Below are 2,542 nucleotides of genomic sequence, written 5' to 3' on the forward strand. Positions count from 1 at the left end.
GGCCGATTCGCCCTGTTCCGGTCTCAGAACGGGATTTCGTCGTCGTAGTCGCTGCGCCCGCCGCCGGCCGAAGGGGCGCTGTCGCCGCCGCCGCCCGAATAGCCGCCGCCGCGACCTTCGTCATAGCCGCCGCCGCCCGCGCCGCCGCCTTCGCCGCGTCCATCCAGCATCTGCAAGGTGCCGTTGAACCCGCGCAGGACGATTTCGGTCGTGTAGCGGTCCTGCCCGGACTGGTCCTGCCATTTGCGGGTTTCCAGCTGGCCCTCGATATAGACCTTGCTGCCCTTCTTCAGGAACCGCTCGACCACGCCGACCAGCCCTTCGGACATGATCGCGACCGAATGCCATTCGGTCTTTTCCCGGCGCTCGCCGCTGTTGCGGTCCTTCCACTGCTCCGAGGTGGCGATGCGGAGGTTCGCCACCTTGCCGCCGTTCTGGAAGGTGCGGATCTCGGGATCGCGGCCCAGATTGCCGATCAGGATGACCTTGTTGACGCTGCCTGCCATGACGCGGATTCCCTGCTTTCGTGTCGCTTCGACATCGGTCTATCCAGCCCGCGGCCTCAGTGCAATCGGCGAGTTCCCGCCGACCGCGTTCGGGCCCGGAACCGTCGGGGTGCCGCGGCTGGCGGAAAGGGCGGTTTGCTGTATAGTCGCCGGAAAAGCCAAGAACATGAACGAGGGCGAAGGCATGAGGATCATCTCAAGCATGAAGGCGGGGCTGTGCGCGCTGCTGATGACGGCGCTCGCGGTTCCGGTTTCGGCCCAGGGCCTGCGCCTGTCGGGCAGTTCCTCGAAGTCGCGGGCCGAACAATTCGCGCGCCAGACGCGGCTGATGGATTCGCGACTGGCCGGTCAGTATCAGGAATCGGCGCGGCTTCAGCCCGGCGGCAAGGATCGCGGTATCGCCGACATCCAGTTGTCCAACCGTATCCCGGCCTATCGTGGCAGAAGCAGCGACTATATCCCCCATGCCCGCGCGGCGGCCCGCAAATATGGTGTGCCCGAGGATCTTTTCCTGCGTCTCGTGCAGCAGGAATCGGGCTGGAACCCGCGCGCCCGCTCGCGCAAGGGGGCGACCGGGTTGGCGCAGCTGATGCCCGGCACGGCGGCCAAACTGGGGGTGAATCCGCTTGATCCGGTGCAGAATCTGCAAGGCGGGGCACGCTATCTGCGCATGATGTACAACCAGTTCGGCAATTGGCGGCTGGCGCTTGCGGCCTATAATGCCGGGCCGGCGGCGGTGGCGAAGTATAACGGCGTGCCGCCCTATCGCGAGACGATGAATTACGTCCGCGTCATCGCGGGAAGCTGATCACCGCCGGGGATCGGGTCCGCATTTCGACGGAGCGGCCCCCATGCGCAGCAGCACCGAGCGCGGAATCCGGTATTGCCGCGCGACCGAGGGCCAGTCGCGCAGGCCCGCCATTTCGCGCGTGACCATGAATTCCCACGCGGCGCGGGCCGCGGGCTCGATCAGGTTTTCCCGGCCTGCATCGTCGCAGTCTTCCAGCGCCGCCAGCGCGCGCTCGAGCCGTCTGCCCGCCATGCCCAGGGACGAGGCGCGTTCGGCCCGAAATTCGTCCTCGATCAGGCTTTGCTGATCGCGGCCGCGGGCGCTGGCCCAGTCGAGGCGGAGGAAAAGGTCCGACATGGATTTCGTTCCCGGAACTGCCGCCATCCAGCCTAGCGCGCTGCGGCCCAGGTGCAAGGGGGCCGGTCCGGTTTGCTCAGACTTCCTCGATCCGCAGTTCCACGGGGTCGCTGACAAGCACGCCGGTGCGCGGCAGTGCTTCGATCGCGTAGTCGATGGCCTCGGGCGTCGTCTTGTGGGTTACGACCAGCACCGGCACGCTGCTGTCGCTGTGCTGGCCGTATTGACGCATCCGGTCGATCGAGATTCCGGCATCGCCGAGAACCGTCGCCACCTTGGCCAGCGCGCCGGGCTTGTCCTGCAATTCCAGCCGCATGTAATAGGCCGCGGGCACCGCCGTGCGGGCGGGCTTGGCCCGTTGCAGCGCGGCGGCGGGCTGGCCGAAGACCGGCATCCGGACACCGCGCGCGATCTCGACCACGTCGGACAGGACCGCGCTGGCGGTCGGGCCTTCGCCGGCACCGGCGCCGCGCAGAACGATCTGGCCGACGCTGTCGCCCTCGACCACGACCATGTTGGTGCCGCCCATCAACTGGCCCAGCGGGCTTTCCGCCGGCACCAGGCAGGGCGCCATGCGCTGTTCCAGGCCGCGCGGCGTCATCTGCGCCACGCCCAGCAGCTTGATGCGATAGCCCATGTCGGCCGCGCGGCGGATGTCGTCGATGCTGACGCGCTCGATTCCCTCGATCTCGACGGCGCCGAAATCGATCCGGGTGCCGAAAGCGATCGAGGACAGGATGGCCAGCTTGTGGCTGGCGTCGATGCCGCCCACGTCCAGCGTCGGATCGGCCTCCAGATAGCCCAGTTGCCGGGCCTCTTCGAAGACCGCCTCGTAGGGCAGGCCCGCGCTTTCCATCCGGGTCAGGATGTAGTTGCAGGTGCCGTTCAT

General features: G+C 67.4%; 4 protein-coding genes. 1 reads left to right on the forward strand and 3 read right to left on the reverse strand.

The window, feature by feature from the left end; genetic code table 11:
* Positions 1 to 23: 23 nt before the first annotated feature.
* The gene (gene ssb, locus B4L36_RS03745) at positions 24 to 506 is read right to left on the reverse strand and encodes a single-stranded DNA-binding protein (RefSeq protein WP_292952574.1); all 483 of its coding nucleotides are present in this window, start codon (positions 504 to 506) and stop codon (positions 24 to 26) included.
* Positions 507 to 690: 184 nt separating this feature from the next.
* Here ssb and B4L36_RS03750 point away from each other — a divergent pair, with 184 nt between their 5' ends.
* Positions 691 to 1,314 carry a lytic transglycosylase domain-containing protein gene (locus B4L36_RS03750; protein WP_414692134.1) on the forward strand — a complete coding sequence of 208 codons (624 nt, stop codon included), beginning with the start codon at positions 691 to 693 and terminating at the stop codon, positions 1,312 to 1,314.
* Here B4L36_RS03750 and B4L36_RS03755 read toward each other — a convergent pair whose 3' ends face one another.
* Positions 1,315 to 1,653, reverse strand: a complete 339-nt coding sequence (locus B4L36_RS03755; RefSeq protein ID WP_292952577.1) for a DUF6665 family protein — start codon at positions 1,651 to 1,653, stop codon at positions 1,315 to 1,317.
* 76 nt (positions 1,654 to 1,729) lie between these two features.
* The coding region (locus tag B4L36_RS03760; RefSeq protein WP_292952581.1) for a homoserine dehydrogenase at positions 1,730 to 2,542 on the reverse strand (813 nt) is incomplete at its 5' end.

It is taken from the genome of Paracoccus sp. UBA889 (assembly GCA_002294185.1).
Classification (GTDB): domain Bacteria; phylum Pseudomonadota; class Alphaproteobacteria; order Rhodobacterales; family Rhodobacteraceae; genus Paracoccus.